This is a genomic window from Hungatella effluvii (assembly GCF_003201875.1).
Classification (GTDB): Bacteria; Bacillota; Clostridia; order Lachnospirales; family Lachnospiraceae; genus Hungatella; species Hungatella effluvii.
Map to the genome: position 1 here is coordinate 111,786 of NZ_QJKD01000015.1, position 23,396 is coordinate 135,181.

19 protein-coding genes and 2 pseudogenes are annotated in these 23,396 nt (G+C 33.8%); 11 read left to right on the forward strand and 10 right to left on the reverse strand.

All coding sequences use genetic code 11. The annotated features are described in order from the left end of the window. Nucleotides 1-23 precede the first annotated feature (23 nt). The 11 genes and pseudogenes from DFR60_RS23585 (at nt 24) to tnpC (ending at nt 12,141) form a co-directional block, all read left to right on the forward strand. Complete coding sequence (locus DFR60_RS23585; protein ID WP_167437704.1) at nt 24-1,736, forward strand: glycosyltransferase; 1,713 nt, start codon at nt 24-26, stop codon at nt 1,734-1,736. After that, nucleotides 1,733-2,731, forward strand: a complete 999-nt coding sequence (locus tag DFR60_RS23590; RefSeq protein WP_110325077.1) for a class I SAM-dependent methyltransferase — start codon at nt 1,733-1,735, stop codon at nt 2,729-2,731. The genes DFR60_RS23585 and DFR60_RS23590 overlap by 4 nt, the downstream gene beginning before the upstream one ends. Before the next feature lie 10 nt (nt 2,732-2,741). Beyond that, nucleotides 2,742-3,449 carry a hypothetical protein gene (locus tag DFR60_RS23595; RefSeq protein WP_110325078.1) on the forward strand — a complete coding sequence of 236 codons (708 nt, stop codon included), beginning with the start codon at nt 2,742-2,744 and terminating at the stop codon, nt 3,447-3,449. Between the two features lie 432 nt (nt 3,450-3,881). Beyond that, nucleotides 3,882-5,480 carry an MBOAT family O-acyltransferase gene (locus tag DFR60_RS23600; RefSeq protein ID WP_110325079.1) on the forward strand — a complete coding sequence of 533 codons (1,599 nt, stop codon included), beginning with the start codon at nt 3,882-3,884 and terminating at the stop codon, nt 5,478-5,480. Nucleotides 5,481-5,494: 14 nt separating this feature from the next. Then, the gene (locus DFR60_RS23605; RefSeq protein WP_110325080.1) at nt 5,495-6,541 is read left to right on the forward strand and encodes an SGNH/GDSL hydrolase family protein; all 1,047 of its coding nucleotides are present in this window, start codon (nt 5,495-5,497) and stop codon (nt 6,539-6,541) included. Between the two features lie 31 nt (nt 6,542-6,572). Further along, nucleotides 6,573-8,084, forward strand: a complete 1,512-nt coding sequence (locus DFR60_RS23610) for an amino acid adenylation domain-containing protein (RefSeq protein WP_110325081.1) — start codon at nt 6,573-6,575, stop codon at nt 8,082-8,084. Beyond that, the gene (locus DFR60_RS23615) at nt 8,078-8,887 is read left to right on the forward strand and encodes a GNAT family N-acetyltransferase (RefSeq protein WP_110325082.1); all 810 of its coding nucleotides are present in this window, start codon (nt 8,078-8,080) and stop codon (nt 8,885-8,887) included. Before DFR60_RS23610 ends, DFR60_RS23615 begins: the two co-directional genes overlap by 7 nt. 130 nt (nt 8,888-9,017) lie before the next feature. Next, nucleotides 9,018-9,248: a phosphopantetheine-binding protein gene (locus DFR60_RS23620; RefSeq protein ID WP_110325083.1), complete on the forward strand. Its 231-nt coding sequence runs from the start codon at nt 9,018-9,020 to the stop codon at nt 9,246-9,248. A 251-nt stretch (nt 9,249-9,499) separates the two neighbouring features. After that, nucleotides 9,500-9,598, forward strand: a pseudogene (gene tnpA, locus DFR60_RS31565) (IS66 family insertion sequence element accessory protein TnpA); the annotation flags it as partial. A 287-nt stretch (nt 9,599-9,885) separates the two neighbouring features. After that, nucleotides 9,886-10,209, forward strand: coding sequence for an IS66 family insertion sequence element accessory protein TnpB (gene tnpB, locus DFR60_RS23630; RefSeq protein ID WP_207659571.1), 324 nt, complete (start codon nt 9,886-9,888; stop codon nt 10,207-10,209). A gap of 294 nt (nt 10,210-10,503) precedes the next feature. Next, a pseudogene (gene tnpC / locus DFR60_RS23635) lies at nt 10,504-12,141 on the forward strand (IS66 family transposase). Nucleotides 12,142-12,352: 211 nt separating this feature from the next. On the opposite strand, the gene DFR60_RS23640 reads toward tnpC, so the two are convergent. The 10 genes from DFR60_RS23640 to DFR60_RS23690 all read right to left on the reverse strand — a co-directional run bounded on the left by DFR60_RS23640 (nt 12,353) and on the right by DFR60_RS23690 (nt 23,367). Continuing rightward, nucleotides 12,353-12,682 carry an EamA family transporter gene (locus tag DFR60_RS23640; RefSeq protein ID WP_110325085.1) on the reverse strand — a complete coding sequence of 110 codons (330 nt, stop codon included), beginning with the start codon at nt 12,680-12,682 and terminating at the stop codon, nt 12,353-12,355. Between the two features lies 1 nt (nt 12,683). Beyond that, entirely contained in the window at nt 12,684-13,022 is a 339-nt protein-coding gene (locus DFR60_RS23645; protein ID WP_110325086.1) for an EamA family transporter, read from the reverse strand. 10 nt (nt 13,023-13,032) lie between these two features. Continuing rightward, nucleotides 13,033-13,830: a glycosyltransferase family 2 protein gene (locus DFR60_RS23650; protein WP_110325087.1), complete on the reverse strand. Its 798-nt coding sequence runs from the start codon at nt 13,828-13,830 to the stop codon at nt 13,033-13,035. Further along, nucleotides 13,830-14,615, reverse strand: a complete 786-nt coding sequence (locus DFR60_RS23655) for a sugar phosphate isomerase/epimerase family protein (protein WP_110325088.1) — start codon at nt 14,613-14,615, stop codon at nt 13,830-13,832. Before DFR60_RS23655 ends, DFR60_RS23650 begins: the two co-directional genes overlap by 1 nt. Continuing rightward, entirely contained in the window at nt 14,615-15,538 is a 924-nt protein-coding gene (locus DFR60_RS23660) for an NAD(P)-dependent oxidoreductase (protein ID WP_110325089.1), read from the reverse strand. The genes DFR60_RS23655 and DFR60_RS23660 overlap by 1 nt, the downstream gene beginning before the upstream one ends. A 12-nt stretch (nt 15,539-15,550) precedes the next feature. Beyond that, a complete protein-coding gene (locus DFR60_RS23665; protein WP_110325090.1) occupies nt 15,551-16,489 on the reverse strand; it encodes a glycosyltransferase in 939 nt (312 codons plus the stop codon). Continuing rightward, nucleotides 16,479-17,612: an NAD(P)-binding protein gene (locus DFR60_RS23670; RefSeq protein WP_110325091.1), complete on the reverse strand. Its 1,134-nt coding sequence runs from the start codon at nt 17,610-17,612 to the stop codon at nt 16,479-16,481. Before DFR60_RS23670 ends, DFR60_RS23665 begins: the two co-directional genes overlap by 11 nt. 214 nt (nt 17,613-17,826) lie before the next feature. Beyond that, the gene (locus DFR60_RS23675) at nt 17,827-19,074 is read right to left on the reverse strand and encodes a glycosyltransferase 87 family protein (protein WP_167437706.1); all 1,248 of its coding nucleotides are present in this window, start codon (nt 19,072-19,074) and stop codon (nt 17,827-17,829) included. A 1,151-nt stretch (nt 19,075-20,225) separates the two neighbouring features. Beyond that, nucleotides 20,226-20,987: a hypothetical protein gene (locus DFR60_RS23685; RefSeq protein ID WP_110325094.1), complete on the reverse strand. Its 762-nt coding sequence runs from the start codon at nt 20,985-20,987 to the stop codon at nt 20,226-20,228. A gap of 25 nt (nt 20,988-21,012) precedes the next feature. Beyond that, nucleotides 21,013-23,367 carry a glycosyltransferase gene (locus DFR60_RS23690; protein WP_110325095.1) on the reverse strand — a complete coding sequence of 785 codons (2,355 nt, stop codon included), beginning with the start codon at nt 23,365-23,367 and terminating at the stop codon, nt 21,013-21,015. Nucleotides 23,368-23,396 lie beyond the last annotated feature (29 nt).

Genomic DNA, 23,396 nt, shown 5'->3' on the forward strand with positions numbered 1-23,396 from the left:
TAGATATTCGGAGAAAGGAAACTATGGAAAAAATATGTAAGGTTTCAATTATCGTTCCAGTGTATAATGTAGAAAAATATATCGCTGTTTGTTTATCGTCTCTCATAGTACAGACCATTGATAGCTACGAAGTTATTATAGTAGATGATGGGTCTACAGATGGTTCGGCTTCTATTATAAAAAAATACGTAGATGAATATCCACAACTAATCAAGTTTTATGAAAAAGAAAATGGTGGATTGGGAAGCGCTCGGAATTTAGGACTTCAATATGCCAGCGGTGAATATATAGGTTTTGTAGATTCTGATGACTGGATTGATCCCAAAATGTATGCAACCATGTACGAAATGGCTAATAAAGAAAATTTGGATTGTGTTGTGTGTGATTTTACAAGTATCTACGACGGCTGGAAAACTGGGTGGGTTTCGCGTGGATATAGGGGGGAGGAAAGTACCCCTACACATTGCGATTTTATGAGACATTGCATGAATCCTGCGACTGCGTGCAATAAACTTTTTCGAGCAGAAATGTTCTATATTACAAAATTTGCAGAAATATGGTATGAAGATGTTGCAACTACTCCTATTCTATTTTCTTATGCAAATAAAATAGGTTATCTACCCATAGCACTTTATTATTATAGACAACAAGATAATTCTATAACGCATAGTGTAAGAAATCCTCATTCTTTGGATATTATTAATGCTTGGGACAGAGCACTAAACAATTGTAAAGAAGAATATAGAAACGAAATAGTGTATTCAATTTATAAAAGTGTTTGTTCCTTCATTAACTTTAAACCTGAATATGCAGACGAATATATTCAATACGCCCGAGAAAATAAAGAGCTATTTTATAATAACAATTATGTTAAAAATGATATAAAAAATAGAGTTATCGAGGATGTGTGTGTAAAAAGATTAATTCCTAAAAAAATACACTATTTTTGGTTTGGTGGTGGTGAAAAAAGTGAATTAATAAAAAAGTGTATGGCTTCTTGGAAAAAATATGCACCTGACTATGAGATTATCGAATGGAATGAAAATAATTGTAATATAAATGAATGTGCATATGTAAAGGAAGCATACGAACATAAAAAATGGGCATTTGTAGCTGATTATTTTAGGATTAAAAAGGTTTATGAAGAGGGTGGAATTTATATGGACACAGACGTAGAACTTACAAATGATATCGCGCCACTTCGATTAAATGAAATCTTTTTTGCCTTTGAAACCAGGGGAGCCATTAATGCAGCAACTTTTGGTTCTGTTGCAAAATATCCGCTATTAAAAGATTGGTTGGAGACATATAAAAATGATCATTTGGTAAATGCAGATGGTACATATAATACTTCAAATACTATTGTTGTTCGTCTAACCAAATTGTTAACAAAAAAATATAAGTATGAACTAAATGGAAAAACGCAACTATTGGGAAATCAAGTGAAAATTTATGCGCCTAATATTTTGACTTTAAATATGTATGACGGAAAAAATATTGCTCAACACCACTATGATGCATCTTGGTGGGACGCGAAGGCCGGAGTTACTTCTTATAAGTATGAGGTTTTAAAAGACTATTTTACATTGCTGCCTCATAATTTTACCAATGTAAATAAGGATGAATATATTAATTCATTACAAGCACAGATTTGGGCATATGAAAATTCAACATGTTGGAAATTGACTAAACCACTGCGTAAGTTAGTAGATTTTTTAAGGAGTTATAAAAAGTGAATACAAAATCTAAGGCTATTCTAAGTAAAATCTGGCCATTTAGTACCTTACTCACAGAGCTAGATAAAGTATCTTGCGAATTGGAAAATGAACAGATTATAAACAGCAAGTTGGCTATACAATTGAAAACAAAAACTGAGCAATATAATGATGTACTTACTAGTTTGCGTAATCAAGAGGAGAGTTATGCAGAAAAAAGAAAAATGCTATTTAATGAATTGAATTTTATTAGAAGTGAATTGGAGAGCAAAATTGTTGAAATAGAAAATTTGCAAATAGAAAATTGTAATATTAAAAAAAATATTGATCAATTAAATAACCAATTAGCGATAAAATTAATTAATAGTAGCTATACTAACTCTGCAGAGTTTTGGGAAAAACACTATGAAAATAATGGAAATTCAGGCACTGGTTCGTATAATGCATTGGCTCAATTTAAAGCTGATTTTATAAATCATTGGTTAAATATTCATTCGGTTGAATCAGTTATAGAATTTGGCTGCGGTGATGGAAACCAACTAAGTCTTATTAATTACAAGAATTATACGGGAATAGATGTTGCACCGATAGTTATAGAAAGAAACAAAGAGAAATTTAAAGAAGATAAAAGTAAAAAATTTTATGATCGATATCCTAAATACAATTATATGACACGAAAATATCAACTATCATTATCACTAGATGTTATTTTTCACTTGTTAGAAGACTCCCTTTTTGAAGAATATATGAGGGATTTGTTTGAAAGTTCAGACCAATATGTAATTATATACTCTAGTAATCACGAAGAATATACGCGTTGGCCAGAATATAGACATCGAAAGTTTATGAAATATATTCAGGATAATATAATTGGATTTTCCTTGATTGGGTTTGTTCCTAATAAGTATCCACATATAATAGGTGAAGAAGAGACTACTACTGAATCTGATTTTTATATCTTTGAGAAAGTAGGCGAAAACCCAAATAACAACACATTCGAGTATTTTGGGTATTAGAAAGGCTTTTATGAAATTATTTAAAATATTAGTTAAAGAAATCTTGATTTTTTTAGTATGTATCTATTTAAGCGGTTGTATCAATGAGTATACTCTGACGACTAAATTACAATATGTATTTGTCATTTGCTACTTTTTTGTGGCATTTAATTTCCTTGATTGGATAATTAGTAAACGAACAATATCAACAAAAGTATCGTATCTATTACTAATTATTGTTTTTTTGTTTATAGGTTTGACCATTTTTAAAGGTAAAGGGTTATCATATCAAAAAACATCATTTACACTAATTGACACTCGTGATTCACAGTTTAATGAATACAATAGTATTTGGATATCAGATATTTTTGTTGATGGGAAAAGTATTAATTTATCTGAATTCATGCTACCTGAGGGGTGGAGTTATATTTCAGAATGGGATGATATTATTTCAGAACCTAGAATTCATGCACCACTTACTTTATCACTTCCAAGGGGCAAGGTATTACAAATTCGATTTGCATATTACAATGAATTCCTAAAGACATCATATTTTATTGATGGAAATCAAAAAATTTCTTCACCACAGGTGTTTTCTGATGGTAAAGAGGGCTATATTTATCAGATACAAAGTAATCAGTATACTCGTCCTTTTATAATGATGATAGGCAAATATATTTTACTGCTCAGTCTTGCTTATACTATTTTGTTAAAGTTGTTAAAATTGTCAAGGAAGTGATATTTTAAATATATTTATGTTTTTACTGTGCATTAATGTTAAAAAGCAGTAACACTTTTTTTAATGGATAATTTTTTAGAATATAATGCTTCTTAAAATTATTTTATGTGTTATGACGACAAATTATTTGAAGCTTAACCTCAACTATATAATTTACTTAATATAATGGCTCTTCTTGAATTAAATTATTATGTATGACATTTTTTGATTAACACTATAGGTGGAGAACTAAAAATAATAGTTTTCCGCAAAAATAAAATCATTTTTAAGGCTAAATATTAAAGAATAGATTGAAAACTCACATTAAAATAGCTATATATAAGTGGTCAGGTAAAAGATGGAAACCATAAATATAACTTAATAAACAATAAGTAAATACTTGAGTTTAAACGAAAAATTTCTTGATATATTTTGTAATAGAAAGGAGAAACAATGTCTCCGTTTACACTTCCATTTTTTTTATTTTTATGTATTATGATGGTTTTATATTTTAATGTTCCAAAAAAATTTATAAAACATCAGTGGATAATTTTATTAATTGCCAGTTATATTTTTTATGCCTTTACTGGTATAAAAATATTAGCATTTTTAATCATAACTACTTTTTCTACATGGTCTGGAGCTATTTGGCTGGAAAAGACAGGACAAAAATACAAAGAACTTGCTAAAGGTGAAAATTCTGAGAACAAAAAAGAACTTAAGAAAATAGCATTAAGTAAAAAGAGACGTATATTAGCATTGATTTTAGTTTTAAATTTTGGAATCTTGATTATTTTAAAATACACAAATTTTTTTATAGAAAATATAAACAATATATTTACTATATCTTACTTAGAACCCTTACCAATGGTCCGTTTTTTACTTCCATTGGGTATTTCATTCTACACATTTCAATCAATGGGGTACTTAATAGATATTTATCGAGGAAAATATGAAGCTGATAAAAATCCTTTTCAATTTGCTTTATTTGTATCTTATTTCCCTCAAATTATTCAAGGCCCCATAAGTAGATATGATGCTTTAGCCAAGCAGTTATATTCATCACATCAGTTCGAGTATGAAAGAGTTAAATTTGGAATACAACGAATGCTTTGGGGATATTTTAAGAAAATGGTTATAGCAGATAGAATAGCAGTATTTTCAAACGAAGTATTTTCAAATTACTTAATAAACGATTATAAAGGAATTATAGTCTTTTTAGGGGTCTTTTTATACAGTATTCAAATTTATGCTGATTTTTCTGGAGGTATAGATATTATATGCGGGGTTTCTCAAATTTTAGGAGTTGATTTAATAGAAAATTTTCGGCATCCATTTTTGGCTAGAAGTGTAGCAGAATTTTGGCAAAGGTGGCATATTACTTTAGGGGCATGGATGAGGGATTATTTATTCTATCCGCTTGCATTATCTAAAGCGTTTGGAAAACTTTCAAAAAAATTGAGAAAGCTTTGCGGAACTTATGTTGCAAAAGTATTACCAACTTGCATGGCCTCATTCATTGTCTTTTTAATTGTGGGAATTTGGCATGGCGCAGCTTGGAAGTATATAGCATATGGTTTATATCAGGCAACATTTGTATCAACAGCGACCCTTCTAGAACCAATTTATTCTAAGTTTCGCCACATGTTAAAAATTAATATACAATGTTATAGCTGGAAAATTTTTCAAATAGTTAGAACTGTTTTTTTAGTGACTATTGGTAGATATTTTTCCAGAGGGGACTCATTCTTGTCTGCAATACAGATGCTAAAGTCAACGGTTTCAGAATTCAATCCGTGGGTGCTGTTTGATGGCAGCTTATATCAATTGGGATTGGATTCTAAAAATTTTCATTTTATGTTAGTAACGATTATAATGCTCTTTACAATTGATTACATTCAGGAAAAAGGAATCATAATACGTTATGAAATTGCAAAACTTGACATTGTCCTGCGCTGGGTTATTTATTTTGCAGGCATATTTTCTATTATTGTTTTTGGTATATATGGTTTAGGGTACGATTCCAGTAACTTTATCTATCAAGGCTTTTAGAGGTTAATACTATTATGACACAAAAAATAATACTGAAAAAATGTTTTTTATTTTTTTTGATATTTACAAGCTTTTTTTATTTGATTCAGAATGTTTTGCGCTATAAATGGGAAAATGATGAATTTATCTCTTCTAGATTAGAATATTATGCAGAGGAAAAAGATAATACCATTGACATTTTGTTTTTTGGATCTAGTCCAATTTATGCTGGAATAACACCAATAATTATGTGGGATGAAGTGGGGGTTACAGGGATAAATTTTGGAATATCACTTCAAAATGCTATGTGTAATTACTATCAATTAAAATATGCGTTGCAAAAACAAACACCAAGTGTAGTGGTTTTAGATTTTTCTGCACTTTTCGAAGATCGTAAGGCAGATGAGGATTCATATGAAGCGACATATCGAAAAGTAGCAGAAACAATCCCAGATAAGAAGCTTAAATATGCAATGGTTAAAGACATTACTCATCATAATGAGAATCAGGATATATTATCATATTACTTTCCATTACTCAGATATCACGGACGTTGGAATGAAATATCTAAGACAGATTTTGTCCCTGATAAGGTGTATAAGAACTACTTTAAGGGCGGTCTACTTAGTACTGCGAGAACTTCAATAGCCCCTGTTGAAGAGACATATTATAATCCCGATAAGGCAAGTATAAGCCAATATTCTTTACAATATTATAAAAAAATTATTGATCTTTGTAACGAAAAGAATATAAGAATATTAGCTATTTCGTTACCGATTTTTGATAGTACTTTTAATTATGCGAGATTTGATGTGTTGAGTGAATTCTGTTCAGAATATGGCATTGATTATATTAATTATAATTCTGAGGAGTACCTTGACAATTTAAAATTGGATTTAGAAATGGATTATTATGATAGTGGCCATATGAATATAAATGGCAGTTCGAAGGTTACTAAAGACCTTGGTAGAAGACTAAAAGAATTATATGACTTAGCAGATCATTCTCAAGATACCGCATATTCAGATTGGGGAAAGCAGTGGAACTTATTTGTACAATCTTACGGTGGTGTGTTAGAATAACTCAAACAAACAGATAATTAAGGAGAAATAGATGATTGTAAATATACTGGATTATTTAGAAAAGTCAGCGATTAATTTTCCTGATAAAGTTGGATATTGTGATGAATATGAAAAGGTTACTTTTAAAACATTAAAAAATCGTTCTCAAGCAATTGGTACAAGTGTATCAGAATATGTATCAAAGGGAGAACCCGTAGTAGTATATATGGAAAAAAGTGTGGCTATGATTACAGCTTTTTTAGGGGCAGTTTATGCGGGTGCATTTTATGTACCATTAGATGTAGATATGCCTCAACATCGGGTAAAACTAATTTTGGAAACGTTAGAAGCAAAGGTGATAATATCTGATAAAAAATGCATTGAAAAGATAAATGATATAGGCTTTAATGGAAAAGTTATTATGTATGAAGAGTTATTGTTAACAAAATGTAATTATATAAAATTGCAAAACATACGACGATCAGTTATTGATAGTGATCCTTTATACGCCATCTTTACTTCTGGTTCAACAGGTATTCCTAAAGGGGTAGTTACTAGCCAGAGATCAGCAATAAATTTTACAGAATGGTATTCAGAAGCGTTTGCTTTCACAGAAAGTGAAGTATTTGGCAATCAAACACCTTTTTATTTTGATGCTTCAGTAAAAGATATTTATGCAACGCTCCGATGCAGTGCAACAATGCATATTATACCAAAACATTTGTTTTCGTTTCCGGCAAAATTGATCGAGTTTTTAAACCAACATAAAATTAATTGTATTGATTGGGTTCCATCAGCATTATGTATGATAGTAAACTTTAAAACTTTCGAAAAAATAAAACCCCAATATTTACGAAAAGTAATGTTCCTCGGTGAAGTGATGCCAACAAAACAGTTTAATATCTGGAGAAATGCTCTTCCAGATATTAAATATGCTAATTTATATGGACCTACTGAGGCTACGGGAGATTGCACCTATTATAAAGTTGAGCGCGAACTGGCTAATGATGAGCCTATTCCGATCGGCTATGCATGCGAAAATTCTGATGTCTTAATATTAAATAGTAAAAATGAACTTGTAGAAATAGAAGAAGTTGGAGAAATTTGTGTTCGGGGAACTTCTTTAGCATTAGGCTATTACAATAATCAAGAAAAAACCGACTCGGTATTTGTTGTAAATCCTTTACAAAAGCATTATCGCGAATTGATTTATCGCACAGGTGATTTGGGGAAATATAACAATTTAGGCGAGATTATTTATATTGCTCGCAAAGATTTGCAAATAAAACATATGGGACATAGAATTGAACTGGGTGAAATTGAAACAGCTTTAAATGCAATTCAGGATATCCAGCAGGTATGTTGTCTTTATGACACATTGAAAGACAAAATAGTGGTTGTATACGTTGGTGATATTTCTAAAGACAAAATTATTAGTGAAATTAAGCAGTCATTGCCCAAGTATATGATTCCTAATGTTTTTTATAAGGTAGAAGCATTGCCAATTAACATGAATGGTAAACTAGATCGTGTAGAGCTAAATAAGGAGTATATTACATGCTAAAAAGACTACATAGTTATGAGGAATATAAAATTCGAGTGGACCCGTATAAAAAGGGAAAATATTTTTCGAATTGCTATTTTTTACCGGAGAAAATCAAGCAACTTATTGAAGAAAAGAAAATTTATATAGAGGAATCAGAAAATAATATTTATCTTTTGGAAAAGGAAGAATGCTTTTATCGTTTATATTTTTACATTAAGAACATAGATAATCTGCGATCGTTACAATTAGGATTACCTTTAGTTATTGAATATCCATATAAAGGTATTTTTTCTGAAAGACAACACATAGAAATAGAAATTATACAGGAACTGGGGTTCTCATTAGGAAGAGAGAGTAGGCGAATGTCAGCAAAATCCCAGAATATCAAAGTCTCCGAATCATTATATATCAACGAAAAATTTATGATTGACTTTGCTACAAAAGATAATATAGAGGTTGTAGCAGGTATTTTACATCATACATTTTCTCCTCTATACTCTTATTTGCCAACAAAAGCAATGCTGAATGAGCTATTAGATCAAAAAAAAATTTTGGTGATAAATATCAACGGAGAAATAGCTGGAATATTAAATATGGATATAGTTAAAAATATATCATGGATTAGGCAGTTAGCAATAGTTGAAAAATTTCGTGGAAGAGGATATGGCTGGCTTTTATTAAACTATTATCATATGCTTTTCAAAGACGAAGTTCTAGAGTTTATGCAATGGGTAGATATAAACAATGTATCAGCTATTAGATTATATGAAAAAGCAGGATATAAATTTGATGATTTGAGAGCAAATGAATATATTTTATAATAATATATTATAACTGCAATGGTAAAACTAACGAATTTTTGTCAATATTATATTCGAAATAGTCCAATGGCTTTATATAAATGGTCTGAAATTTTTGAAAACACATATTAAAACTCAGGAAGGAAAAAAGATGGAAAAATTATTACAGGTACTTAACGAGGTTAGATCCGATGTAGATTTTGCAAATGAAGGGAAATTGATTGATAATGGAATTTTAGATTCGTTTGATATCATCCAAGTCGTAACTGAATTAAATGATGCTTTTGATATTGAAATTTCTGTTGAGGATTTAGTACCAGAAAACTTTAATACAGCATATGCAATGATGGAGCTGATACAGAGATTACAACAGGAAGATTAGACGTAAGTCGGTAAACTGCCGAGGTGTAAAATAAAGGGTATAAATCATTAGGTAATCGCCAAGTATTAGGGTGGATTGCGCCATACCACAAATTCCTTCATAATGAGCATAGCTAGATGCAAGCATTTTGCTCCACAATTCATGAATTGTTATGATAGATGCTGGCATTTTACTACATAATTATGGAGGTGTTTCAAACAATGTCTACTTACAATGCCAGAGTACCAGCCGACCAGCAGTATCAACTGATCATGGAATGCCGGAGCAGCGGCCTCACGGATTACCAGTGGTGCAAAGAGCATGGGATACATCCGGGCACTTTTTACAACTGGGTAAGCCGCCTGAGGAAGAAGGCCTGCCATGATATACCGGACTCGGTTTCCAGGGAACATCTTAGTCCTCCTGCTGTGCAGGAAGTGGTCAAGCTGAACCTTATTCCCAAAACAGACAGCAATCCTGGCGGCTTTCTGTCTGACGGTCCGATTCAAGAAATACCGCAACAGCAGGCTCCACTTGCCGCCATGATAGAAATATCTCTTGGCCGGGCGACCATCCGCATTGCCAATGGTACGGAACCTGCCATGCTGGACCGGATTCTCAGCCTCGTGAAAGGCTACGTATGCCAGGCGATATTTCTGTGGCCGACAACATTTTCATCGTCTGCGGCACGACTGATATGCGAAAGTCCATCGATGGTCTCTGCAGCATTATCCGGGATAAACTTTCTATGGAGCCAAACCAGTCCTCCCTGTTCCTGTTCTGTGGGAAACGATGTGACCGGATCAAGATCCTGCTCCACGAACCAGATGGATACGTTCTCCTTTATAAAAGGCTGAGCGTCACGCAGGGACGTTATCGTTGGCCACGAAAAAGCCCGGAAGCTCAGGCCATCACCTGGCGTCAGCTGGACTGGCTGCTCAGCGGGCTTGATATCGAACAGCCCAAAGCGATCCAGGCCTGACAAAGATCTGTTGTGAAATTGCTGAATTTTTCGAGCTGTTTCTCATCCGGGATCGTGGATAACAAATCCGTGTTTTGGGAGTTTGCGGATAAGTTCTCAGGAATCCACAGTTTAGCCTGATATGTCGCAGATCCAAAGGCTTATCCTGTGGCTGAAAGCTCGTTTTCTGGTGCTGATCCGAAAATCCTGGAAAGTTATCCACCGTCATTATGACGAGACTGCGCTCTGGCAGGATTCGCTTTTTTTCATGATTTCTGGTAAAATAGCAGTAATAAGAAAAGGAGTGGCAAGTCCATGGCACCCAGCGCTAAGGATATCCAGTTCAGGGAACTGAAGGATACGATCTCACAACTGAATACGACCATCCGTACCCAGAACGACCTGATCCTGTCTCTGCAGCGGATGCTGGAAGAACGCAATGCCAGGGATGACGAAAAGGACCGGATCATTGCAAATCTGCAGGCACAGCTCGAGTATTTCAAGCAGAAACTTTTTGGCAGTTCCAGCGAGAAACGGAATGATCTTCCCGGGCAGATGAACCTGTTTTCGGAGACTGTATCCGAGGAGGAACTCATCGAACCGGAATTCATTGAACCGAATACCGGTAAGAAGAAACGTAAGCCCAAAGCGGGTTATAACGAGATGTTTGCTGATCTCCCAGTCTGCCGTGTGGAGGTGGATACCCTGACCGAGGAGCAAAAGCACTGTCCGTTGTGTAAGAGCCGGATGGTCCCGATCGGTCACGAGGAGATCCGGACCGAGATCCGATATACCCGGGCGAAGCTGGAACGTGTCATCTATATCGCGGCCACATATGGCTGCCCCGTCTGCAAAGAAACAGAAGATCCACAGTTTATCAAAGACGAAGGAGTCCCTGCATTGATCCCTGGCAGCTATGCGTCTTCCTCACTGGTGTCCCACATCATGTACGAGAAATATGCAGATGCGCTCCCTCTGTACCGACAGGAAAAAGGCTTTGAACTTCTTGGTGTCAGCATCAGCCGGACTACGATGGCCGGCTGGATCATCACCTGCGCACAGGATTATCTGCAGCCGGTGTATGACTACTTTCACAGACAGCTGTTGAAAAGACACTATCTTATGGCAGACGAAACACCCATCCAGGTGTTAAAGGAACCAGACCGCCGGCCCCAGAGCAAGTCCTACGTCTGGCTGATGCGTTCCGGAGAAGACCGGCTGCCGCCTATCATCCTGTATCAGTAAACAGAGACCAGGGCAGGAGGAAATGCGGTCGGCTTTCTGGAAGGAATCGATGACGGCACGTATGTGATGGTGGATGGATACAGTGGCTACAACAAGCTAAAGAAGATACGCCGGTGCTGCTGTTATGCACATATCCGGAGATATCTGATCGAGGCCATTCCAAACGGTCATGATAAGGACTACAGCCATCCGGCAGTCCAGGGTGTCCTGTATTGTAACAAGCTGTTCGAATACGAGAGGGTCTATAAAGCAAAAGGACTGTCCTATACCCAGATATACAAGCGTCGCCTGAAAGATGAAAAACCGGCAGTGGAAGGTTTTATCCGCTGGCTGGATGCACAGAGGCCGGAAAAGGGCAGCCATATGGATCGTGCAGTGACTTATATCCGAAATCGAAAAGACACGTTGATGACATATCTCGAAGACGGACGGTGCAGCCTGAGCAACAATCCGTCGGAAAACTCGATCAGACCGGTGACCATGGGACGCAAGAACTGGTTGTTCAGTGACAGTCCGGCCGGAGCCAACGCAAGCATAGTAGTTTATAGCATGGTAGAAATGGCGAAAGCTCACGGACTTCATCCATACAGCTATATGAAGTACCTGCTGGATAGTCGCCCAAGTACCGATACAAGCGATGCCGAACTCGCGAATCTTGCGCCATGGAGCGAAAAAGCGAGGATAGCATGTAGCAATAAATCAGAGTAACAAGCTAACAACCCTGACATCAGTGGCTGGTGTCGGGGCAAATGTATTGGGGACACCCTGATACTTGGCGCTTACAGAGAAACTACCGGAGCACATACGAAACCGAAAAAGCAGGATTCAAAGGACCGCAGCATGACTGTGGCTCCATAATTGTCAAGGTACTGGCTGTTGAGCGTATGCAATATGTGAAGACTATCACCAATTTCTAAAATTAGCCAAGTGTAATAAACACTCCTCCCAATACAATGCACACAATACCCATTATTTTATTCCTGGTAATATGCTCATTGAGGAAAAAGTAGGACATAAAAAATGTCCAGATATATGTAATTGAAGTTAATGGAAGAACTACTGAATAATCCATATATCTGAGAATAAATATGTTTAGCAGGGCTGATAGAAGATATAAAAATCCGCCAGCGTAAAGCGATGGTGTTAGAAGCAGTATTTGTATTCTATCTGTGCTGGAAGCCTTTTTCAAAAAGAAACTGGCATATGCTCCTATGATTGTCATAACAAGCAAAATCAAATAATAGCGCATATTATTCATCTCCTCCCGCGATCAGAATAACGCCGACAATAATAATGAATACACCAGCGCATTTAAGCAAAGATACTTTTTCATGCAAGATTACGAAAGAGAGAAAAATACTGAACACATAGTTAAGACTAAGCATAGGCTGTAAGACAGATAAGCTGCCAAAGCGATAAGCTACCAGCATAATTAAAGCTCCTATTCCATACAGTAAAAAACCTAAAAAAAGGTATATGGCATTGCCATCAGCAGCCAATTTCCAAAGTAACTGTCCCAGGCAGACACATGCTGATGAAAAACACATCAGAATAATCCCTGTTTTGTTTTTTCTTAATGATTCGAACATAATCGTTATCTCATTTCCCAGGTATGTATTTACCTATCATATTTAAAAATAGTATTTTAAGTAAATCAGAATTGCCCTTAAATAAGCTTATTTTTGTAGGTACTTTCCCTTTCTGAGGATAGGCACGCGTAACTGGTATTTCGCAAACCTTTAATCCCAATTGGGATGCTCTTGTAGATAGGTACGCAAGTAATTCATATGTCACAAATATTTCACGAAACGGCTGTACCCTGGGGTGCGTCAGATAACACCGTGAATAGCCTCGGAATGCATTGGTGGTATCGGTAAAACGGTGATGTGCTGTTAATGAGATAATCGGGGCATGAATTATTTTTACAGATAAAAGCCTTATCAAAGGTGTATTAATTGCATGACCGCCTTTTACAAACCGTGAACCTTGAATAAAGTCATACCCCGCTTCTAATTTTTTAATAAAAAAACGGATATCCTCAATGCTGTCTTTATTATTCCCGTCAATCGTGATAATTCCTTCATAGCCTCTTTTTAACGCCCACCAGAATCCCATACGAAGCTGCACACCCTGTTTACCTGGACCTTGTTTAATTAGCAGTGTATTAACCCCGAGAACTTTGAGGTTTTCCTTTTCGGTCGAGCCATCACTGGAACCACCATCACATATGATAATGTCTGCCATGCTGTCTATTCCATGTTCTTTCGCCCTTTTTAGCTCCTTCGTAATGCGTTCTCCCTCATTTATGATCGGAATGCATACACAATATTTACTCTGTCGTGTACTATATTCTTCACATGTAAAATCAGGGACTCCGGGGATATCTTTGTAGTTCATTATGAAAACACCTCCCTGATATATGTAACTGTGTCAAACACATTTGTAATATCGTTCTGTTTTCCCATTTCAACAGAAACGTAACCGGTATAACTGTCTTTTAAAACTCGGGCAAGCGCTTTATGAAGTTCTCTCTTTTCAATAATAGCAAGATTGGGTTCACTGATATGAATATGATTAATGAAATGAAGATTGTCAGAAATTATATCCAGGTTTTCTTCATTGTAAATCATCGTTCCAAGATCAAGATTGACCAGGCAGCCGGAAGAAGATATACGCTTTACCATATCCAATGCATCTTCAGTTTTGTTCATAAAATTTGTATGATAAATTACGGGATTAGCCTCCAGGGCCAAAACAGTATTTTTCTGTGCTGCATATTCGCCTAATTCAAAGAAGAATTCTAACGCTATGTCATAATCGCCGCTGCTGGCTATTACTCTGTTTTTAGGACAGCCAAACACAAGATTATGACACTCAAGGGCAGATGCAAAATCAATTGCCTTTTTAGTATAATCTATAAGCTGTTGACGTTCTGCTGTTGATCCAAATACCTTTTCACTCCTCCCATACCAGATCGACTGTATGGAAGAGATTTTTAATCCATATTTGTTATATAACTCATCACGAAAATTAATTGCTTCCGCTAATGAGTCATAGGGATTATGCGGAAAAATTCTGGTTGGCGCAATCTCAATTGCAGCTAATTTCTGTTTTTTCAGATACTGATATACCAGATTATCATTTTCTTCGCCCCACGCTATATTTGATATTGATAATTTCATTACAACTGCTCCTGTATAAAGTCCCTGATCTCTTTTAATATAGTTTCTTTCTTATATAAATATCCATTTTCGCCCCCCATTACGCTGTCATATTTTGTTTTAAAATTATAATATGGCGGAACTTTCGCAACATGGTTTATAAAAATAGTATTCGTTAAATACTGGTATAACTCTGCCACCTCAATAGGTTCTGTTGCTAAGTTAAGTATTTTGATATCATGATTTAACGCAAATTCTATGTGACTCCATAAATGTTTCAAGTTATAGAACTGAAAGACCCCTCTGCTGTCGGTAAAATTCAAAGCTGAGAATCCCAGCGATAGAAAAATTTCTTTTAATTTTGCTCTTGTGTGCTCTTCAAGAATCTTACATTTATAAAAATTATTTTTCTGTTTTAAATAATAATTGATTAACGTTGGTTCTTTTTTTAATAATTCATCAAACTTTTCCACTTTAAGCATAGCTGGAATGATATGTATATAATCATATATAAAGTTTTTCTTCAAATTGTTTCCGAAAAGTCCCGGCAGGCGGAGTATCAAAACATCTGGATACAACTCTCTTACCTTTGTCTCTAAATAGTACCGATCGGCTCCATAAGGCTGCAATTCATCCGTAAGGATCCTTGTATCTTCATCAACTGCGACCGGATTTTTATACACATCAATTGTTGATATTAGTACCAGTTTTTTAGATCGTATTTTATAGATATTGTCAAACGCATTATTTATGATTTGCAAATCAGCTGCTTGGTTTTGATTGGCCAGATACTTTTCTGCGCTTACTCCTGCATAAACAAGAAGATCCGGCGCTGTTGACCATGCCTCCTGTATATTTTTTGAATTATATAGATTGGTAAATTCATATGAAGCAGACAGATTGGAACCCACAAAACCGGTATATCCTACTAGAGCAGTTTTCATGTCTTTCCCCCACTAATTATTCAGTTTTTCAATTGATTCAATAATATATTTTTGTCTGTTAAAATTCATTTTTAAATTTAGTGACATATATTTTATTACAATAGTTAATATTATGAATAGGCCCAAAAATGCAAAAGATAAAAATAGCATTGTTGTTGTCCAGCCGGCCACTGGTCTGCCGCCGATGTAAATACATACTGTATATAAACCAATTAGGACTGTAAAAATCATTAACAGAAAGGAAAAGCCAATTGAAAAGCGATAGGCTATATCCGTATATAATATCATAGCATCAATCGCAGTATCTTTACGTATCCGAAAGGTGTTTTTATCTAAATCACTTTTTTCGCCGGAGTTATCATAAGTAATGACATCTGTTTTTAATCCGCAGTTAGCATATACTGCCTTTCGGTATAGAATCGTTCTGCTTATAGAATGAACTCTGTTGATACCACGCCGTGACAATATTCTGAAGGACTCTGTTCTGAGTAGATATTGAGTATGAGAAACTTTGTTAAATACAGAATAAAATAATTTAGAAGCCGCTCTTCTACCTTTCAATGGAGCGGCCGAAACAATATCATAACCGTTAAGCGAATGTTGATAGACATCCATCACTAATTTTAAAGGATAATCCTGTATTGGATAATCGAACTCATACACAAAATCCCCTATAGCAAGATCAACACCTGCGTTCATTGACAGTTCTACACCCTGATAGTAACTCATATTTAAAATACTGATAACACTCCCTTGAACGGTATCTGCATAACGCTTGATTTCATTAACGCTTTTATCAGTTGATGCATCATTTACGCAGATAATTTCATATTTCTCAAAATTTTCACATAATGTCTTATTTAAATTCTTTACAAAATTAAAAATAGTTCTTTCCTGATTGTAAATATATATTACAGCAGATATAAAGTTTTTTTCTTTATTAGTTACCATTTTTTAGCACCTCATCTAAATCGTATACGGTATTGATCTTTCCGGATAATACACTTATGAATGTTGGATCAGTAGAAAAGCGTTTAATTACCGTTGGTCTGGAATCATCAATTTCGGAAGCCTTTAATATAGGTTTCATCGAAAACAGGGAATGAGAATATTCAAAGCTGTATTCTGACTTTAAATATTTTCTGGCAAGATTCGACATATAAGGCCAGGCTGAATTTGGCTTTGCAGGACAGTCATTGCAATTCCCAAGTTGTCTTGGGGAACATATCCCCTCACTCGCGGCCTGACACTCAAATGTAGGTACCGAATCATAACTAGTAACATGCGGCGTGAATGTAACAGACGTCAAGGAATGATACCCTGTTTTCCCAAAAGGCATAATTGAAAAAAACGGACCATCCATGACTGTAATCCCAATATCTTTTAGTCTTTCATCAACATTGCATATAATTATTTCACACAACTCATATTTGATCTTAAAAGGCTCATACCCTAACATATGGGTAATCTGATTTGTAGAGGCATAAGTTGCGTTGAGCAGAAAATCAGTTTTATATATTGTTCCATCAGCCATTATTATCTGATAATACGTAGCCATTTTCTTGATTTCTTTAATCCTAGCATTATATTGAATTTCTACAGTTTTAAAATTCGATAATTCTTTTAAAAAGTACTCTTTTAAAATATTTGCATCATAAGTATATTCTTCAGTAAGAAAGGCTCCGTCACACATCCCTGGATTAAAAAACTTTGATGGGTTTACATCATCACATCTTATTTGCGCATTTTTACAAAAAGATCTGAATTGCTCGGCATTTGTCCATGAAAAATCCGCTGAGGTTGCATAAACCTGATCGAACTTGGTTAACACACAAAATGAATAATCCTCCATAAAGCGATTAAAATAATGAGCTGATTTAATTGCAGTGGAAAATGAGCGGGGATAGTGGTATCCCATATGTACTCTGGCTTGATTAATGTAAGTGGCTCGGCGGAATGGGGTGGAATCATGTTCTAAAACTAATATTTTGTTATTTGTATTATTTTGGGCTAAGAAATTCGCTGCGTATAAGCCGTATAGACCGGCTCCTAATATAATTTTATTGTATGCCATTTATTTTTCCTCTAAAAAAGCAATTGTTTTAATCAATAATTTGCGTCCAATATTCTACCTATTTGATCTAAATAGTATAAAATATAATTAAAATTTTTTTTCGTTTATAATAAGGTTATGATTACATTTTCAGGGTACTTTTTCTTGTGTATTCTATGAAATCGTTCAAAAATGCGGCAGTAAACTTTAGTCTTACTTATATTTTCTATATTATCTATTTGCACATTGCTTTATCTTTACGATTCATCCTTAAAAGAGTATTCGGTAAATATTCGAAGATAATGATCAAAGAAAATATCTGAAAAAAATATCGTAGTAAAGCGAATAAATAAATAATATAAATTCCCTGGGTATTGATTAGCATACAATATAACGCTTTAAAAAAGTCAGGATACACTAAAGTAAAAAGTAATGTACATAAAAAAAACTTGTGATATATTTTCAAGCCTTGACAAAATATGGCTGGAATCAACACTATAATAAATAATCCTAAGATCGTCCTATCATGTTCTTGTGTATACATCCACATTCCCCCAAAAACTGCGGGGATGGAATAGAATAATAAGTCATCCATAATAGATTTTTGTTTAAGTTGTTTCCAAAAATAACAAATTCCACATACACAAATTATAGCACTTAAACAATCAGCTACTTTTTGCGGGAAATTTGCAGAAAATATAAATTGAATAAGTTTAACTATACTTTGTGAGTCATAAGTTGATCCTATTTCTGACATTGCTATTAAAAAATCTGTTGGAGGAGTTCGTGTTAATAGAGAAACTAAAATCCATCCACTAATAGGCAATATACTAGCTATTAAAATCCCCTTCCACTCTTTCTTATATAGAAGAGCAAAATAAAAGGGTAAAGCTAATTGAGGCTTTAATGATGATAATCCAATAGAAATATAAAATAAGTATGGATATTTTTTCTTATTTAAAACACCAATTATAAGTATACCACCGAATAGACAACCATAATTTAACCAAGCTAATCCAGTTCCCCATCCAGGTAATGCACATATTCCTAAAATTACAATAAATATTTTTGATGAAGCCCAATCATGTTGCTTACAATAATTTTTTACACTCCAACAGGTAGCAACTAAAATTAAAATATACAACCCCAAAGCACATATTCTAGCATAATACTCAGGCAAAAAAGTAAAGTTAGTAATAATGCCAATGCCTAAAGCCCAAGGAGCAGTGCCTCCATTTTCCCATAGTATACCAATATTAGTTAATGGTTCTACCCTACCCTTCATTACTTCGAAAGGATTAATACCTGATAAAACGTATTTACTTTCTCTATAACGCATAGTAAAGTCATCTGGATTCCATACTCCTTTTGTTGTTACACCAACGAAACCATGAAGTAAATTTCCTATAATAAAAATAAGAAATACAGCGCATATTAACTTTTCTTCAATACGTTCCTTGGAACTATCCATTACTTTATCCATATCTATTTTCCTCATTTTTGTTTATAAAAGCTATATTTATAAGTTGATTATGGTTATTGTTTTCTACAAGAACGGTATATCCCCAAAAAGGGCTGATGTCTTATCTAAAGGAAATATTTGGTATAAATTATATTTGATAATTTAATACCTTTTACATCTATACACTTATGAATAAACCTTGCAGCTGCATATATAATAATACAGGAAGTTAAAATTGATATGCTGGCTGAAATTTGGTAAGAAAAATATTCCATTAAAAAAATGCAAAACATACTTGAAAATGAACCAGTTTATATTTATTATTCCAAAAAAAATCATGCTGGAACCAATTAAGCGCCAGAACAGTGTTTTATCATCAGATATTTTTTGCATAATATGGTATATACCTGTAAAATTATTTATAATAACAGGATACATTGATAATATAATTCCTGTAAAAAATACAATTGTACTAATAATTTTTGTATAAAATTTTTTCTTTATAAAATGACAATTTACTGAAAAATCACTTATTATAATTCCCGTAATAAATGCTAATAAATATGAATTATTAAAATAAATCAAACACAATATATAAATGATAGAGCGTTTTTTATATGAACCAAATATACTTAATATAGCAATAACCAAAAGAGGTCCTTTTATTTCGTACATAATCGTCCATAACGCAACATTATATTTTGATGGTTTTCCTATAAATATCCCCCATACACCTTCGGAAATAGCCTATTTAAATGATGGTTGAAAATCCCATATTGTATAGTTTGTATTTAGTGCGTTTGCATACATAAATGAAAATTTCATAAAAAATAACTCATCAAAATTGAAAAAAGGCATGGCAACACAAGTCTTATATACTGCTTGAAAAAAGTACTAATAAATAACCTTGTATCCTTATAAAAAAATATCGATATCCAAGTAAATAGCTACTTATACAAAAAAATATAATAACTGCATTTTCTCCATTTATAAAAAAATAAAGTAGAGATTTAGAAAATATTCCATAATCATAAATCCATGGAAAAAATAAGGCTGCAAAGTGATTACATAGTACTATCAAAGCACACATTGCTCTAAGTCCATCTAAATAATCTATTCTGTTTGGAGATGATGTCTGAGGAGCTGCCTTAGCATGTTAACTGTTTCTTTTGTCAATTTTTTATTTGTATATTGTTTTTTCGCTTAAAGAACAAATAAAATAATAAAAATAAGATAATAAAATAAGAAAAAAACTGGCCGCCTTTAAGTCCCCAATATATCCAATTAGAATAATTTTTAACGGCCACGGGTACATTGACTTTTATAGAACTGCCATTGAGATCATATAAATCAAATGTACTTAAAAACTGATCATTTTCAATTTTAATGTTACCCGACCATTTATGCATAACGAAAGATATTTCAATTTTTTGAGCCTTTTCAAATGGCAGGGTTAAAGACTTGGATTCTACAGCATTTCCATATAAAGCATTTTCTTTATAGACCCAGCCTGAATTATCATCTGCATATTGGGCAATATCCTTACTAACACCATCAACTCTAATATCACTGATCCATACTTCTTTTCCTTGTGAATCTTGATTACTTTCCTCTGAAATGCTAATAATAATATTATTAGGTAAATAAATTTGAGGCATTAAAAAATCACCTGAAATAATACATAAGACAAGCGCTCCAAAAAGTATACTGATCATTTGATTGCTTTTAAATCCGCAGGATAGCTTACTTATCTTTTTTAAAAAGAAAGCAGAACAAATAAAAATCATTAAAACAAAATACGTATAAATAAACCCCCTTTGTAAATTTGTAGTTAAAGTAAATTCATTAATAAAGCAGGTTAAATATAACGCGATAAATCCGCTCATAATGATTATAAAAATGTTCTGCTTATACCGTTTTAACCAATTGCACATCGCTAATCTCCTGTTAGATTTCATATTAAAAGTCAAAAATTCTATTATTAATTTCCATTACCTGTTCGTTATCATATACATAAGTTTTAAGATTGTTTTTTATTTTATCGATATCTTCGGGATGCATTAACAATTCTCTTAATTTTTCGATGATAGCCTTCTTGTCATTCGGTACCAGCCATCCTGTTTGATTATTAATTATTTGACTGGAGATGCCGCCAACATTTGTAGCTAAGACAGGCACACCTAAAACCAACGCTTCATATATGGTATTGGGGATGCCTTCGAAATCTGATAGTAGCGCAAACACATCCGCTTTCTTTACTTCTATAAATGGATTATCCAAAGTGCCCGTCATAACAACTTCTTTTTCCATACCTTTTTCTCTTATCAAATTGTTAATATAATCATAGTCATTACCACTGCCTGCAATTTTCCAGGTAAAATTGTAACCTTCTTTTTTTAAAGTTTCCAGTATTTCTATTAAGCGTGGATATGCTTTTGAGTAATCAATACGTCCGACTGTTATAAAGTTAATTGTCACAGGATTCTTTTTAGCAGTTACTAAAGATTTTTTCTTTATTTCAGCAGTGGGAATTAAATTCTTATTCACTATTACTTTATTTTCCAGATGAGGGTAAAGGATTAAAAACTTATCCCTGATATTGTCGGACAAAACAACTATCTTATCAAATTGTTTATAGAGTTCGCCGTCATTTTTAGTTATTTTTTTACTCCAATCATTTTTATCCTTCCAATCACAATAATCTGTATGTATCCATTGTATTTTCCGCTTACAGGAGGATACAGCCACTGCTTGACGATAACTTGAGCCTTCTGACATAACGCAGATGGTATCAAACTGTGAAAATAGAGTTGAAAGATAGGGAAGAACAGCTTCATCATAATTAAAAGCCCTGTTTCTTCTTGCTTTTTGAGTATAATTCCACTTCCGTTTTTTTTCTTCCCCAGATAAGGAAGGGTCTGTTAAACAATCACAAAGACGGCGATTAAATAGCTGGTCTTCTTTAAAATCACGAAATGTATAAAATTTAACTCCTATTAATTCTTTCCTTATTTTTATATTGGGCACGGCAGAAGAGAAGATACTAATATCCTTTCCAGCCTCAACAAATCTGTTAATTTGAAGTTTCGTCGCAATATGTGCGCCCCCTAAATAATTAATGTCATCAATAACATATAAAATTTTAGGCTTGGATGTTTTTTCTTCTTTATAAGGATGCCCTGTTTCAATCAAATTATAAAAAGAGTTAAGAATTTCTGTGGTGTTGTCGAAATTTTTAATATTCTTTTTAATATGCTCCTGCAAATTTTTATTCGTAATAAAGGCTTCAATACGATCAGCAATATTACTTACACTAAAATCAGCAAGTATTCCTGTTTCATTATCAATAAGTTGTTCCGTTGCACCCGAAGTTTTAGTTGCTATCACAGGCTTACCCAGTATTTTGGCTTCTGATATAACCATGGACCAGGATTCATGATCAGATAAAACCGTTACAGCATCTGCTGTTCTCATATAACAATAGGGATTACTTTGGGGACCTAAAATCAAAAAGTTTTCTTCCAGGCCATACTTCCGGCACTCTTCTTTCACTTGAGATACCAGGTATGTATCAGCAGTTGCTCCAATGTTTACCCAGGTGAATTCAATCCCCCGCCGTTTTAGTTCTGCCATAGCTTGAACCTGTCTAAGATGATTCTTTTCCTGCCTGAAATTAGCACAGGTTAATAAAACAGGCCTTTTTATATTTTTAATATCCTGTACAGGTGCCAGTGAATTATTTTTAATATTAACCGTATCGCTAATATTGTAAATTGTTACAGATTTATCCTTAATAAAAGGATAGGCCTTTACACTTGATTTAAGAGAGTTTTTTGAAACGAAGATAAAGTAGTCAAACAAATCATAAAAATAAAAATAATGCGCCGCATCAAAATATTCTGCTTCTGATATATCACTATGAATCCATACTGCCTTAATTTTTGCTTTTACTTCGTATGCCACAAAAGAAGGTGAACACCACTCACCAACAAAAAATGCCCAATCATATTCCTTATTTTTAACAAAATCCAACGCAGTAAAATAATAGGCTCCTTTTTGAACCATCGTATACATTATCTTGGCTTTTATACGATCAAAAACAGTTATTTTTTGATATTCAGCATAAGCATTACATATTTTAACATTATTGGAGATATTACTAACTAAAGATACCGCATTTTCAACCGGACATTGATTTAAGATTAATAAATCTACACAATAATTTGAATAATCAAGCTTATTAAGAAGATTAACTAATGCAGTTTCGGCTCCTCCTTTGTAAAGCTGACTAATAACAAACAGTAATTTTTTCATATTTCAATTCTCCTAAGTGCCTGGCACAA

Coding starts and splice junctions, on each gene's coding strand:
- DFR60_RS23660 (WP_110325089.1), bottom strand. CDS start 15,538: ATGAAAACTGCTCTAGTAGGATATACCGGTTTTGTGGGTTCCAATCTG.
- DFR60_RS23670 (WP_110325091.1), bottom strand. CDS start 17,612: ATGGCATACAATAAAATTATATTAGGAGCCGGTCTATACGGCTTATAC.
- DFR60_RS23645 (WP_110325086.1), bottom strand. CDS start 13,022: ATGTTCGAATCATTAAGAAAAAACAAAACAGGGATTATTCTGATGTGT.
- DFR60_RS23665 (WP_110325090.1), bottom strand. CDS start 16,489: ATGGTAACTAATAAAGAAAAAAACTTTATATCTGCTGTAATATATATT.
- DFR60_RS23655 (WP_110325088.1), bottom strand. CDS start 14,615: ATGAAATTATCAATATCAAATATAGCGTGGGGCGAAGAAAATGATAAT.
- DFR60_RS23600 (WP_110325079.1), top strand. CDS start 3,882: ATGTCTCCGTTTACACTTCCATTTTTTTTATTTTTATGTATTATGATG.
- DFR60_RS23620 (WP_110325083.1), top strand. CDS start 9,018: ATGGAAAAATTATTACAGGTACTTAACGAGGTTAGATCCGATGTAGAT.
- DFR60_RS23595 (WP_110325078.1), top strand. CDS start 2,742: ATGAAATTATTTAAAATATTAGTTAAAGAAATCTTGATTTTTTTAGTA.
- DFR60_RS23690 (WP_110325095.1), bottom strand. CDS start 23,367: ATGAAAAAATTACTGTTTGTTATTAGTCAGCTTTACAAAGGAGGAGCC.
- DFR60_RS23640 (WP_110325085.1), bottom strand. CDS start 12,682: ATGCGCTATTATTTGATTTTGCTTGTTATGACAATCATAGGAGCATAT.
- DFR60_RS23615 (WP_110325082.1), top strand. CDS start 8,078: ATGCTAAAAAGACTACATAGTTATGAGGAATATAAAATTCGAGTGGAC.
- DFR60_RS23685 (WP_110325094.1), bottom strand. CDS start 20,987: ATGTGCAATTGGTTAAAACGGTATAAGCAGAACATTTTTATAATCATT.
- DFR60_RS23585 (WP_167437704.1), top strand. CDS start 24: ATGGAAAAAATATGTAAGGTTTCAATTATCGTTCCAGTGTATAATGTA.
- DFR60_RS23650 (WP_110325087.1), bottom strand. CDS start 13,830: ATGAACTACAAAGATATCCCCGGAGTCCCTGATTTTACATGTGAAGAA.
- DFR60_RS23610 (WP_110325081.1), top strand. CDS start 6,573: ATGATTGTAAATATACTGGATTATTTAGAAAAGTCAGCGATTAATTTT.
- DFR60_RS23605 (WP_110325080.1), top strand. CDS start 5,495: ATGACACAAAAAATAATACTGAAAAAATGTTTTTTATTTTTTTTGATA.
- DFR60_RS23675 (WP_167437706.1), bottom strand. CDS start 19,074: ATGGATAAAGTAATGGATAGTTCCAAGGAACGTATTGAAGAAAAGTTA.